Source organism: Gordonia sp. JH63, assembly GCF_009856645.1.
Lineage (GTDB): Bacteria > Actinomycetota > Actinomycetes > Mycobacteriales > Mycobacteriaceae > Gordonia > Gordonia hongkongensis.
The window spans coordinates 1-13,851 of record NZ_CP047235.1; the positions used below are offsets into that span (position 1 = coordinate 1).

At 66.7% G+C, this 13,851-nt stretch carries 10 protein-coding genes and 2 tRNA genes; 11 read left to right on the top strand and 1 reads right to left on the bottom strand.

The window, feature by feature from the left end; genetic code table 11:
* Positions 1–100 precede the first annotated feature (100 nt).
* From dnaA to GR168_RS00050, 10 genes are all read left to right on the top strand, one after another.
* On the top strand, positions 101–1,609 hold the full coding sequence (gene dnaA, locus GR168_RS00005) for a chromosomal replication initiator protein DnaA (RefSeq protein WP_159369717.1): 1,509 nt from the start codon (positions 101–103) through the stop codon (positions 1,607–1,609).
* A gap of 654 nt (positions 1,610–2,263) precedes the next feature.
* Complete coding sequence (gene dnaN, locus GR168_RS00010; RefSeq protein ID WP_058252995.1) at positions 2,264–3,433, top strand: DNA polymerase III subunit beta; 1,170 nt, start codon at positions 2,264–2,266, stop codon at positions 3,431–3,433.
* A gap of 42 nt (positions 3,434–3,475) precedes the next feature.
* Positions 3,476–4,675 (top strand): DNA replication/repair protein RecF, encoded by a 1,200-nt coding sequence (recF, locus tag GR168_RS00015; RefSeq protein WP_159369718.1) that lies wholly within the window; start codon positions 3,476–3,478, stop codon positions 4,673–4,675.
* Positions 4,668–5,252, top strand: coding sequence for a DUF721 family protein (locus GR168_RS00020; protein WP_159369719.1), 585 nt, complete (start codon positions 4,668–4,670; stop codon positions 5,250–5,252). The genes recF and GR168_RS00020 overlap by 8 nt, the downstream gene beginning before the upstream one ends.
* A gap of 342 nt (positions 5,253–5,594) precedes the next feature.
* A complete protein-coding gene (gene gyrB, locus GR168_RS00025; protein WP_068970742.1) occupies positions 5,595–7,661 on the top strand; it encodes a DNA topoisomerase (ATP-hydrolyzing) subunit B in 2,067 nt (688 codons plus the stop codon).
* A 44-nt stretch (positions 7,662–7,705) separates the two neighbouring features.
* Entirely contained in the window at positions 7,706–10,195 is a 2,490-nt protein-coding gene (gene gyrA, locus GR168_RS00030) for a DNA gyrase subunit A (protein ID WP_058252999.1), read from the top strand.
* Positions 10,196–10,313: 118 nt separating this feature from the next.
* Complete coding sequence (locus GR168_RS00035) at positions 10,314–11,204, top strand: DUF3566 domain-containing protein (RefSeq protein ID WP_058253052.1); 891 nt, start codon at positions 10,314–10,316, stop codon at positions 11,202–11,204.
* Positions 11,205–11,270: 66 nt separating this feature from the next.
* A tRNA-Ile gene (locus GR168_RS00040) sits at positions 11,271–11,344 on the top strand.
* Positions 11,345–11,405: 61 nt separating this feature from the next.
* Positions 11,406–11,481, top strand: a tRNA-Ala gene (locus GR168_RS00045).
* Positions 11,482–11,656: 175 nt separating this feature from the next.
* The gene (locus tag GR168_RS00050) at positions 11,657–12,589 is read left to right on the top strand and encodes a saccharopine dehydrogenase (protein WP_159369720.1); all 933 of its coding nucleotides are present in this window, start codon (positions 11,657–11,659) and stop codon (positions 12,587–12,589) included.
* Positions 12,590–12,597: 8 nt separating this feature from the next.
* On the opposite strand, the gene GR168_RS00055 is transcribed toward GR168_RS00050, so the two are convergent.
* A complete protein-coding gene (locus tag GR168_RS00055; protein ID WP_159369721.1) occupies positions 12,598–13,164 on the bottom strand; it encodes a dihydrofolate reductase family protein in 567 nt (188 codons plus the stop codon).
* A 74-nt stretch (positions 13,165–13,238) separates the two neighbouring features.
* On the opposite strand from GR168_RS00055, the gene GR168_RS00060 reads away from it, so the two are divergent.
* A complete protein-coding gene (locus GR168_RS00060) occupies positions 13,239–13,808 on the top strand; it encodes a TetR/AcrR family transcriptional regulator (RefSeq protein WP_137809129.1) in 570 nt (189 codons plus the stop codon).
* Positions 13,809–13,851 lie beyond the last annotated feature (43 nt).

Here is a 13,851-nt window from a genome sequence, read left to right on the forward strand (position 1 = left end):
TACACAGGTGTGGATAACCCTGTGGAGAGACGGGGACTCCGGCGCAGATGCCACCGCTCTCGTGATCGCTGGTAGTTTTCCGGACCAGGAGGCCAGCCCCGTGACTTCAGACCGAGACACTTTCGGCGAGGTGTGGCAACAGGTCGTCGCCGAACTCAACGACGACGAAGCCGCACGCGACCACGAACCACTGACACGCCAGCAGAAGGCGTGGCTGTCACTGGTTCGACCCCTGACCCTCACCGAAGGCTTCGCCCTGCTGACCGTGCCGACGGCGCTGGTCCAGGAACAGATCGAACGCAATCTCCGGGAGACCATCCGCTCGGTTCTCAGCCGCCACCTCGACGAACCCGTCGATCTCGGCGTCCGTATCGCCACCCCGCGCAACGACGAGCCGGTGGCAGAAACACCCGTTCCCGACGTACGGCCCATCGCCGGAGCGGCCGCAGCGGTCGACTACACGGCCGCACCCGTGGGCGCGGACCGCGCGCCGTCCCCGATACCGGAGTCGACGCGCCCGTCCGGCGACTGGGCGTCGTACTTCGCCGAGCGGCCGACCTCGACGCCGCCGGCCACCGGCGCAAACCTCAACCCCAAGTACACCTTTGACACCTTCGTCATCGGCGCGTCGAACCGGTTCGCGCACGCCTCGGCGGTGGCGGTCTCGGAAGCCCCCGCCCGGGCCTACAACCCACTGTTCATCTGGGGAGAGTCCGGACTCGGCAAGACGCACCTGCTGCACGCCGCGGGCCATTACGCGCAGCGCCTCTTCCCGGGCATGCGGGTCAAGTACGTGTCCACCGAGGAATTCACCAACGACTTCATCAACTCGCTCCGCGACGACCGGCGGGTGGCGTTCAAGCGCCGGTATCGCGACGTCGATGTGCTGCTGGTCGACGACATCCAGTTCCTCGTGGGCAAAGAAGGTATCCAGGAAGAGTTCTTCCACACCTTCAACACCCTGCACAACGCGAGCAAGCAGATCGTCATCTCCTCTGACCGGCCGCCTAAACAGCTTGCGACACTGGAAGATCGGCTTCGTACGCGGTTCGAGTGGGGCTTGATCACCGATGTCCAGCCGCCCGATCTGGAGACCCGGATCGCGATTCTGCGCAAGAAGGCGCAGATGGACAACATCGCGGTTCCCGACGACGTTCTCGAACTCATCGCGTCGAAGATCGAGCGCAACATCCGTGAACTCGAGGGTGCACTCATCCGCGTGACGGCGTTCGCGTCGCTCAACGACGCCGCTCTCGACAAGTCACTCGCCGACGTCGTCCTGCAGGCCCTGCTCCCCAACTCGGGGACCCTGGAGGTCAGCGCGGCGAGCATCCTCGCGATCACCGCCGAGTACTTCGACATCTCTGTCGAGGAACTACGAGGTCCCGGTAAGACACGGTCGATCGCCCAGGCCCGCCAGATCTCCATGTACCTGTGTCGTGAGCTCACCGACCTCTCGCTGCCGAAGATCGGCGAGACCTTCGACCGCGATCACACGACGGTGATGTACGCCGAACGGAAGATCCGCAAGGAGATGGCCGAGCGCCGCCGGGTGTACGACCACGTCCAGGAACTCACCGCCCGCATCAAGCAGCGCGCCGTGGGCTGACACGCGCACACCTACAGCTCTCCGCACCCCCGAGGCCACGACGGCCCGGGGGTGCGGTCGTCCGGGGGTGTTCCGCCGCCCGCAGTGGCATCCGATGGCGACTGCGATGGCCCCTTCGAATGCCAAGTCTGGTCCTCGGGTCGAGAGTCTTCGCCGCCGTGGACCGCCTTCCCACAGTCGGATTCGGCCGACATCGACCCTGCTCACGATCGATCACCAGCTGTGCACAATCCTTGGGATAACCGGGGTCGGCATGTGCATCGCCGGTGGACGCCGCGCGAACAACATGAGAACTCCACATCCCCGAAGGGATCCGCTCGACGTTGCTCCACCGGTCATGCACACGTCCACACCCGCCCGGACTGGCCCGATGTCATGGTTGTCCACAGATTGCACAACTCCTATTACTGAGATGGATCCCTCTAGAAAGAGATTCTTTTGTAAGAAGGTCTGTGCACAGACCGTCGCCGATCGGGTCGCCCGCGGCCGGCTCCGAAGACGGTCTGACTTGGCCCCAACCACTCCGGCTCGGGCGGCGGCGTTCTACAGTGGGATTCCCGGATGCGGGATCCCACTCCAGGCCGGCCGACCCGCTGCGGCGCCGACCCGGCGATCCAGGCGGGAACGAGAACGAGAGAAGGGCAACCTCCCAGCATGAAGTTTCGTGTCGCGCGTGACGAGTTCGCTGATTCCGTCGCCTGGGTGGCCCGCAGTCTCCCGTCTCGTCCGCCCGTCCCGGTTCTCGGCTGTGTGGTGCTCAACGTCGGCGAAACGGGCCTGACCGTCTCGGGTTTCGACTACGAGGTCTCGGCCCAGGAAAATCTGGGCGCGGAGGTCGCCGAGCCCGGACAGGTCCTGGTCTCCGGTCGGCTCCTCGCCGACATCACCAAGGCCCTGCCGAACAAACCGGTCGATGTGACCCTCGACGGTGCACGCGTCGCGATCACCTGTGGCAGCGCGAAGTTCTCGCTCCCGACGATGCCGGTCGAGGACTACCCGCAGTTGCCCGACGTGCCCTCCGTCACCGGAACGATCCCGTCGCAGCTCTTCGCCGAGGCGATCTCGCAGGTGGCCGTGGCGGCCGGCAAGGACGACACCCTGCCCATGCTCACCGGTGTCCGCGTCGAGATCGAGGGCAACTCCGTCGTCCTCGCCGCGACCGACCGTTTCCGCCTCGCGGTGCGTGAATTGCAGTGGGAGCCTTCCGATCCCGACACCAAGGGGGCCGTCCTGGTGCCCGCGAAGACGCTCTCGGAGAGCGCCAAGACCGCAGGTGCCGAGGGCACCGGCGTCGTCTCGCTGGCGTTCGGTGGTGGCGCGGCCATCGGATCCGACGGCATCCTCGGCATCCTGGGAGAGACCAAGAAGACCACCACCCGCCTTCTCGACGCGGAGTTCCCGAAGTTCCGTCAGCTGCTCCCGGCCAGCCACACCGCCGTCGCCACCATCGACAGCGGCCCGCTGATCGAGGCGATCCGGCGTGTGGCCCTGGTCGCCGAGCGCGGCGCGCAGGTCCGGATGGAGTTCTCCGAGGGATCCGTGCTACTCACCGCGGGCGGCGACGAGGCCGGCAAGGCCGAGGAAGAGCTGCCCGTGTCGTTCCAGGGTGAGCCCCTCACGATCGCGTTCAACCCCGGGTACCTGCAGGACGGATTGTCGGCGATCAACGCCGACGCGGTGGACTTCGGATTCACCACCCCCAGCCGGCCTGCCGTCCTCCGCCCGGCCAGCGGAGAGGATCCGGTCGCGGACGAGTCCGGCGCCTTCGTCGCTCCCGAGAGCGCATTCAGCTACCTGTTGATGCCCGTCCGCCTCCCGGGCTGACGGCCGCCACGGCCTCACCGTCCTCAGGATCGACGCCGACTCGTGTTCGTCCGTGAGCTGCATCTGCGCGATTTCCGATCGTGGCGGTCCGTCGACCTCGATCTGGCACCCGGGCCGACGGTCTTCACCGGCCGCAACGGCTTCGGCAAGACCAATCTGCTCGAGGCGCTGTTCTATCTCTCGACGCTGCGCTCACACCGGGTGAGTTCCGATGCACCGCTCGTACACGCGGGCTCCGCGTCGGCGTCGGTCACCGCGACGGTTGAGAACGACGGCCGTGAGCTGACCGCCGAGCTGCGGATCAATGCCGAGGGCGCCAACAAGGCGACCATCAACCGGAGCCCGGCGCGGCGGCCCCGCGACCTGCTCGGCATCCTCCGTACGGTGCTGTTCGCGCCCGAGGACCTGTCCCTGGTGCGTGGTGACCCGAGCGACCGCCGACGCTTCGTCGACGAACTGGTCGCCCAGCGGGGTCCCCGTTACGCCGCCGCCCGCGCGGACTACGACCGGGTCCTGCGTCAGCGGTCGGCCTTGCTCAAGACTGCCGCCGCGGCGCTGAGACGTGGTGGGCAACAGGCAGATTCGGTGGTCAGCACACTTGATGTCTGGGATGGTCAGCTCGCGGATCTCGGCGGTCAGGTGATCGCCGCACGGTTGTCGGTGCTCGCCGAGCTCGAGCCGCACTTCACCGGCTCATACGCCTCGATCGCGCCGCATTCACGGCCGGCCGTGCTCCGGTATCGTCCCGCCGGCGGTGTCGAGATCGAGGAGCACACACCCGAGGCGATCGCCGACGTGCTGGCACTACGCCTGGCGGAGTTGCGCGACAAGGAGATCGAGCGGGGCCTGTGTCTCGTCGGTCCGCATCGCGACGACATCGACATCGTGCTCGGCAGCGATATCGCGAAAGGCTTTGCCTCTCACGGGGAATCCTGGTCGTTGGCACTGGCTCTGCGCCTCGGCTCCGTCGAGCTCACCCGCGCCGAAGGTGTCGAGCCGGTGATCATGCTCGATGACGTGTTCGCCGAACTCGACGCCAAGCGGCGCGCGCAACTCGTCGATTTCACCGCCGACGCCGAGCAACTCCTCATCACCGCCGCCGTCGCCGAGGACATCCCCGGGCGGATTGGTGGCCGGCGGATCGGCGTCGATGTGGTCGACGACGACGCGGGCCGGCGGTCGCACATCGTCGACGGCGCGCTGGACGATGTGACGGCAGCGGGGGAGGAAGCCCATGAGTGACGATCGACCGTCCGAGTCCCCGGATCCCGCCGACCCCGCACCACGGCCGACACCGCCCGGCGAACTCGGCGGGTACGAACGTGCCCGCAAGGCGCTCGAGGAGGCCCGGGCACAGGCCCGCGCCGCGGGTAAGTCGGTCGGCCGGGGCCGGGCGTCGCCCGTCCGTCGGGTCCCGCGCGGATCCGAGGGGCGTCGACGCTGGTCCGGCTCCGGTCCGGATCAGCGGGATCCGCAGCCCTTCGGCCGGCTGGTCGGCGGGCTGGCGAAGGATCGCGGGTGGCAGGAGAAGATCGGCGAAGGCACCCTGTTCGGGATGTGGGAACAGATCGTCGGTTCGGACATCGCGGCTCATGCGAAGCCGGTTGCGTTGCGCGACAACGTCCTCCACGTGCAGGCCGAGTCGACGGCATGGGCGACGCAACTTCGCTACATCCAATCCCAGATCCTCGCCAAGATCGCGGCCGCCATCGGCAACGGCCAGGTCACCTCGTTGCGGATCAGCGGTCCGAAGGGCCCGTCGTGGCGTAAGGGTGAACGGCATGTGCGCGGGCGCGGCCCACGCGACACCTACGGCTGACGCGCCGCTAGCAGAGTCGACCGCACTTTACTAGTTGCAGAGCCTCGTGGGCCGTTTTCCATCCCCAAGCCACGATCGAACCGGGATCGAGGCAAAAAAATCGTTCTGAGGGCCTGTTAGCGGCCCCGGATGCGCGTTCCAGGGCGAGTCAGGCAGTACACTGTGGAGAGTTGTCCCGACAGGGGTGCACAACAGCAGACAGACAGCGCCTCCAGGTTACCCGGATGTACCCACCGGGTATTCCTGTGCGCGCGACCGCCGTGTGCCCCGTCGAGAAGGATCGACGACGGATCCGGAGACCACCTGATCCGTCGATGAGCAGAACAGGAGCGGACGCACCTCGTGGCCGACACCAACGACACCGGACCGAAGAAGAACAAGAAGAAGCCGTCAGAGTATGGCGCCGATTCGATCAACATCCTCGAAGGTCTGGAAGCCGTCCGCAAACGGCCCGGCATGTACATCGGATCCACCGGTGAGCGAGGGCTGCACCACCTGATCTGGGAGGTCGTCGACAACTCGGTCGACGAGGCGATGGCCGGCTTCGCCTCGCGCGTCGACGTGACCCTCCTGGCCGACGGCGGTGTCCAGGTCGTCGACGACGGCCGCGGCATCCCGACCGGCATGCACCGCACGGGCGTGCCGACGGTCGAGGTCGTCATGACCCAGCTGCACGCCGGCGGCAAGTTCGACTCCGACGCCTATGCGGTGTCCGGTGGTCTGCACGGCGTCGGCATCTCGGTGGTCAACGCGTTGTCCACCAAGGTGGAGCTGGAGATCCAGAACGACGGATTCAACTGGGAGCAGACCTACACCTACGCGACACCCGGCGCCCTCGAGAAGGGGACCCCGACGCGCAAGACCGGCACCACGGTGCGGTTCTGGCCGGACCCCGAGATCTTCACCGAGACCACCCGATTCAACGCCGAGACCGTGGCGCGTCGTCTGCAGGAGATGGCCTTCCTGAACAAGGGGCTCACCATCACGCTGACCGATCAGCGTCCGCAGGCCATCGAGCCGCCGGGTGACGCCGACGGTGACGAGGAGAGCGGCACCACCGAGGCCGCCGAGGTGGTGAAGTCCGAGGAAGAGAAGGCCGCCGCCGCGGCCAAGCCGAAGACCCGTACCTATCACTACCCCGACGGGCTCGTCGACTACATCAAGCACCTCAACCGGACCAAGCAGTCGATCCACACCACCGTCGTCGGCTTCACCGGCCAGGGCACCGGCCACGAGGTCGAGGTCGCGATGCAGTGGAACGCAGGTTATTCCGAATCGGTCCACACCTTCGCCAACACGATCAACACCCACGAGGGTGGTACCCACGAAGAGGGTTTCCGCGCCGCGCTGACCCTCACCGTGAACAAGTACGCGGTGGACAAGAAGCTCATCAAGGACAAGAAGGAAGACCGCCTCTCGGGTGACGACATCCGCGAGGGCCTCGCCGCAGTGATCTCGGTGAAGGTCGGGGATCCGCAGTTCGAGGGCCAGACCAAGACCAAGCTGGGCAACACCGAGGTCAAGGGATTCGTCCAGCGCGTCTGCAGTGAACACCTCGGACACTGGCTGGAGGCCAACCCGGCCGAGGCGAAGACGATCATCAAGAAGATCGTCGAGTCGCAGCGGGCCCGGATGGCAGCGCGCAACGCCCGCGATCTGGTGCGCCGCAAGACCGCCACCGACATCGGTGGCCTCCCCGGCAAGCTCGCCGACTGCCGCAGCAACGATCCCGGCAAGTGCGAGGTCTACATCGTGGAGGGCGACTCGGCCGGCGGCAGCGCCAAGTCGGGCCGCGACTCGATGTACCAGGCGATCCTGCCGCTGCGCGGCAAGATCATCAACGTCGAGAAGGCGCGCATCGACCGTGTGCTCAAGAACACCGAGGTCCAGTCGATCATCACCGCCTTCGGCACGGGCATCCACGACGAGTTCGACATCAGCAAGCTCCGCTATCACAAGATCGTGCTGATGGCCGACGCCGACGTCGACGGTCAGCACATCTCGACCCTCCTGCTCACCCTGCTGTTCCGCTTCATGCGGCCGCTCATCGAGCACGGTCACGTGTTCCTCGCGATGCCGCCGCTGTACAAGCTCAAGTGGCAGAAGTCGGCTCCGGAGTTCGCCTATTCCGACCGCGAGCGGGACGGACTGCTCGAGGCCGGTCGTGCGGCGGGCAAGAAGATCAACACCGACGACGGCATCCAGCGGTACAAGGGCCTCGGCGAGATGAACGCCAAGGAATTGTGGGAGACCACGATGGACCCGGCCGTGCGTGTCCTGCGCCAGGTCACCCTCGACGATGCCGCGGCCGCCGACGAACTGTTCTCCATCCTGATGGGTGAGGACGTCGCCGCCCGACGCAGCTTCATCGCCCGCAACGCGAAAGACGTTCGCTTCCTCGATGTCTGATCGCGGGTTCCTGCGATTCCGCTCCGATCGGAGAAAGTACACACATGACTGACACCACCCTGCCGCCCGCCGGCGGTGAAGGCGATCGCATCGAGCCCGTCGATCTCGGGCAGGAGATGCAGAAGAGCTACATCGACTACGCGATGAGCGTCATCGTGGGCCGTGCGCTCCCCGAGGTCCGCGACGGTCTCAAGCCGGTGCACCGCCGCCTCCTCTACGCGTCCTTCGACGCCGGGTTCCGCCCGGACCGCAGCTACGTCAAATCGGCGAAACCCGTTGCGGAGACGATGGGTAACTACCATCCGCACGGCGACACCGCGATCTACGACGCCCTGGTGCGCCTCGCCCAGCCGTGGTCGATGCGGTACCCGCTCATCGACGGTCAGGGCAACTTCGGCTCGCGAGGCAACGACGGTGCCGCGGCGATGCGTTACACCGAGGCCCGGCTCACCCCGCTGGCCATGGAGATGCTGCGCGACATCGGCGAGGAGACAGTCGATTTCGTCCCCAACTACGACGGCAAGACGAATGAACCGACGGTCCTGCCGTCGCGTATCCCGAACCTGCTGATCAATGGTTCCGGCGGTATCGCCGTCGGTATGGCGACGAACATGCCCCCGCACAACCTCAACGAGGTTGCCGATGCGGTGTTCTGGGCGCTGGAGAACCACGACGCCGACGACGAGACCACCCTCGCCGCGTGCATGGAGTGCATCAAGGGACCCGACTTCCCCACGGCCGGACTGATCGTCGGCAGCCAGGGGATCAAGGACGCCTACACCACCGGGCGCGGCAGCATCCGGATGCGCAGTGTCGTCGACATCGAGGAGAACAAGGGATCCACCACGCTGGTGGTCACCGAGTTGCCCTACCAGGTCAACCCGGACAACCTGATCCAATCGATCGCCGAGCAGGTCAACGAGGGAAAGCTGAAGGGCATCAGCCGGATCGAGGATCAGTCCTCGGACCGCGTCGGCATGCGGATCGTGGTGACGCTGCGTCGCGACGCCGTCGCGAAGGTCGTCCTGAACAACCTGTACAAGCACAGCCAGTTGCAGACCAGCTTCGGTGCGAACATGCTGTCCATCGTCGACGGCGTGCCCCGCACGCTGCGTCTGGACCAGATGATCCGCTACTACGTGGCGCATCAGATCGACGTCATCGTGCGACGGACGCGGTACCGGTTGCGCAAGGCCGAGGAGCGCGCACACATTCTGCGCGGTCTGGTGAAAGCCCTTGACGCGCTTGACGAAGTGATCGCGCTGATCCGCCGTTCGGCCAACACCGAGACCGCGCGTACCGGCCTGATCGACCTCCTCGACATCGACGAGATCCAGGCCGATGCCATCCTCGCGATGCAGTTGCGCCGTCTGTCGGCCCTGGAACGCCAGAAGATCGTCGACGAACTCGCCGAGATCGAACTCGAGATCGCCGATTACAAGGACATCCTCGACCGGCCCGAGCGTCAGCGCGCCATCGTGCGCGACGAGCTCAAGGAGGTCGTCGAGAAGTACGGTGACGAGCGTCGGACCAAGATCATCGCGGCCGACGGCGATGTCAGCGACGAGGATCTGATCGCCCGCGAGGACGTCGTCGTCACGATCACCGAGACCGGATACGCCAAGCGCACGAAAACCGACCTGTACCGCAGTCAGCGTCGCGGCGGCAAGGGTGTGCAGGGTGCCGGGCTCAAGCAGGACGACATCGTCAAACACTTTTTCGTGTGCTCGACCCACGACTGGATCCTGTTCTTCACCACCAAGGGTCGCGTCTACCGCGCCAAGGCCTACGAGCTGCCCGAGGCGAACCGCACCGCCCGTGGTCAGCATGTCGCCAACCTCCTGGCCTTCCAGCCGGAGGAGCGGATCGCCCAGGTCATCCAGCTGAAGACCTACGAGGATGCGCCGTATCTGGTGCTCGCCACCCGCAACGGCCTGGTGAAGAAGTCGCGACTGGTCGACTTCGACTCCAACCGCTCCGGCGGCATCGCGGCGATCAACCTGCGTGGCGAGGACGAGTTGGTCGGCGCCCAATTGTGCAGCGCCGACGACGATCTGCTCCTGGTGTCGCAGAAGGGACAGTCGATCCGGTTCCACGCCGACGACGAAGCCCTGCGGCCGATGGGCCGGCAGACCTCCGGCGTCCAGGGCATGCGGTTCAACACCGACGACACGCTGTTGTCACTGAACGTCGTCCGCGAGGGCACCTACCTGCTGGTCGCCACGTCCGGCGGGTACGCCAAGCGGACCGGTATGGACGACTACCCGGTGCAGGGTCGCGGCGGCAAGGGTGTGCTGACGATCGCCCACGATCGTCGACGCGGTGAACTGATCGGCGCGCTCATCGTCGACGACGACTCCGAGCTCTACGCCATCACCTCGGGGGGCGGCGTCATCCGCACCACGGCGAAATCGGTGCGCAAGGCCGGACGCCAGACCAAGGGTGTCCGTCTGATGAACATCGACGAGGGCACCACGGTCATCGCCATCGCCCGCAACGCCGACGAGCCGGACGAGACAGAGGTCTCTTCCTAGGCGTTAGGGTGAAGGCCACTGTTGCTCGACCCGTCGCGAGTCGACGGGTCGGGGAACGGCGGGCTCGGACCCGGCGCCGAGCGAGCAACGTCAGGAACGCCTGAGTGAGGGAATGTCTGTGAGCACACCGAACGAGCCGCATCAGGACCAGAACGGGCGCCCCGCCGGGGGACCGGCGGGACCCGGAACGGGAACCCCGACCGGGGGACTGGTGCCGCCGTGGCAGCGGGGGCCGGCCGACGATCCGTCAGCCGCCCCGACCGAGACGTTCAACCGCGACGCCGCCCAGCGTCCGAGCACCGGTGAGGGCCCGGCAGGCCCGCCGCTGAACAACCCGGGCGGCCCGCCGCCGCGTGGCGTCGTGACGAACAGCGGCACCGCTGCCGCCAGCATGAGCGGCCAGCAGGCCCCGGTGACCAAGCTGGAGAGTCCGCGCCGATCGGGTACGGCGACGGCGACCGAGGAACCCGGCTTCGTCGAGTCACCCACCAGCACGATCGACCGCGGACACCTTCCGGAGAACGATCTGCCCGACCTCGATCAGATCCACCACACGGCGGACCTGAAGCGACCCGAGACGGCACAGGCGCCGGGATCCAAGCCCTCCGCACCGCGGTCGGCGCCTCGCCAGGTACTCGCCGCCGGGACCGCGCTGCGCGCCTCGGTGCAGGTGCGTCGGATCGACCCGTGGGCGACGTTCAAGGTCGCGGCCGTGCTGTCGGTGGTCGGGTTCTTCATCTGGATGATCTCCGTCGCCGTGCTGTACCTCATCCTCGACGGCATGGGCGTGTGGGATCAGGTGAACAACAGCTTCGGAACGCTCATGGCGGAGGAATCGGCCGCGAGTAACGACGTGATCGGGGCGGGCACCGTCTTCGGCGCCGCGGCGCTCCTGGGCGCCATCAACGCGATCCTGCTGACCGCGCTCGCGACGATCGGCAGCTACATTTACAACATCTGTGCCGACCTCGTCGGCGGCGCCGAGGTGACTCTCGCCGACCTCGATTGAGCGAGCCCCTGACCAGCCGTTTTGTTTGTTGGGGCATCGGTCGGGTAATCTCACTCCTCGGTTCAAGGGCCTATAGCTCAGGCGGTTAGAGCGCTTCGCTGATAACGAAGAGGTCGGAGGTTCAAGTCCTCCTAGGCCCACTGCGACAGATGTTTTCGGACATCGGAATCTCGCATCCCGCCGAACCGATCGGTACGGCACGGGGCCTTAGCTCAGTTGGTAGAGCGCTGCCTTTGCAAGGCAGATGTCAGGAGTTCGAATCTCCTAGGCTCCACCACTTCACCTCGAAGGCGACGAAGCGGCTCGACGAGCCCTCGTCGCCTTTCGTGTTGCCGCGGCCGGGTGTGCCAGCCCCGACCCCAGGTGCGACGCGTACGCGAGGATCACCGTTGAACGAGACGGCTGTCCGCGAGGATGGTCCTCGGCAGTCGGTATCGACGAACTGGGTGAGGATGAACGAATCGAACGAGCACGCGAACCCACGGGTCCTCCTTCTCGGTGGGCGGGGTGCGGTGGGCACCGTCGTTGCCCGCGAACTCGAGCAGGACGGTCACGTCGTGACCGTGACGAGCCGCACGGCGAGCGGGGACGCCCGGATCGATCTGCGCGGCGACCTCGCGACCCTGCGCGACCTCGCTGCCGAACACGATGTCGTCGTCAACGCCTCCGGCATCGAACGCCCGGAGCTGGGAGCCGCGACCGGGCAGACGCCGCTGGTCGACATCTCGGCCTCCGGCGCCTATCTCGACCGACTACGTGCCACGGCCACCGGGCCCGTCGTCCTGGGGGCAGGGTTGGCACCGGGCCTCAGCACCATCCTGACCGCCGCACTCGACTCGCGCCCGGACGACGACCTCGATGTGCTCGTGATGCTGGGGGCCGGGGAGAAGCACGGTCCCGCCGCGGTCGCGTGGACCGTCGGGCTGGTCGGCACCAACGTCCACCGCCCGCCGGAGAATCGGCCGGTGCGGAATCTCCGGGACAGCCGGCAAGCGACCGGACCCGACGGCCGGACCCGGCGCTACCTACGAGCGGACTTCCCCGACCATGTCCTCCTTGGCGACAGACCCGGCGTGGTCCGGTCGTATCTCACCCTCAGTTCGGGGCCGATGACCGCGGCCCTCGGGCTCGTCGGACGGATACCCGCACTGCGAAGCACCCTGACGTGGGCACCCGCCCTCGGCTCGGACGGGTGGCATGTCCTCGCCGAGAATCGGCGCACCGGTGAGCGTCGGCACGCCTCGGGCGCCGGTCAGTCCGAGGCGACGGGCCGGTTGACCGCACTGGCTGCGTCGCGAGCGGCGGCGCAACTCCGCAGCAGCACCAGGACCGTGACGATGGCCGATCTCGTGGCGGCCGACGAGGCGCTCGCGGTGCTGAGCTAGGTCCGTGCCTACGTCGCGGCGTATTCCACGAACGACACCCCGGTGTCGAAGTCGTGTGCGCTGACGCGTCGAAACCTCCTGGGCGCGTACCGGCCGGGCGCCATCAGCGGAATGCCGCTCCCGAACATCACCGGCTGACGCTTGAGGACAAACCGGTCGATCTCGTCGGCCAGTTGAGTCGCGAGATCGCCGCCTCCGCAGAGCCAGATGTCTTTTCCCTTGCGCTGTTTGAGCTCACGCACCACCTCGACCGGGTCGCGATCCGTGAACGTCACGCCGTCCACCGGATCGCGTCGCTGATGGGTGAAGACGTACTGGTCGAGGTGACGATACGGACTTGTCACCTCTGGCAACCCGGCGGCATAGGTACCGGCTCCCATCAGGACGGTGTCGAAGGTGCCGGCGCTCTGGTCGAGCCCCAATGCGGCGGCATAGTCGGTCGGAACGGTGTCGGCAAACCGCTGGTTGATGCCGTCCATGTGATCGCCCTCCATCAGAAAGGCGTCGAACTGACCGTCCGGACCGGCGATGTATCCGTCGAAACTCACGGCCACGTAGTACACGAGCTTACGCATGCAGATCCCCAATCACTTCAGATGTAGTGGTTGAGAAACTACAGCACATGTAGTGGTTACGCTATCGTTTTCTCATGGCCCGCAACGACGACCGTCGACGCGCCCTGGCCGACGCGGGTCTCGAAGTGCTCGCCGACGCCGGCGCGCGGGGGCTCACCCACCGCGCGGTCGATCGTGCGGCCGGCGTGCCCCTCGGTACGACGACGAACTACTTCCGTTCTCGCTCAGCACTTCTCACCGGATTGGTGGAGCGCATCTACGAGCGACTGGCACCGAGCGACGAGTTCATCGCCGAGCGGGCCGGACGCACACCGACGCGGGAGCTCTTCGCCGAGTATCTCCGCAACATCGTCGAGCGTCTGATGGCAAACCGGACCGTCACCATCGCACTGATCGAACTCCGGTTGGAAGGAATTCGACGCCCTGAGGTCGCGGAGATCATCGGCGAATGGCGTCGGACCGGGTTCACCGGGGACGTGGCGTTCAACGAACAAGCCGGCCTGCCGGGGACGGCCCGGGAGATCGCCCTCTTCCACTACGCCGTCGACGGCCTCCTGCTGGACCAGCTGACCGGTCCGCTGCTCCCGGATGTGCCGGTCGACGACATCGTCGATGCGCTGGTCGACGGGTTGCTGCCGGGCTGAGATCACGCCGTCCGACTCCGGCTCCGGGTCGACGATGGCCGGG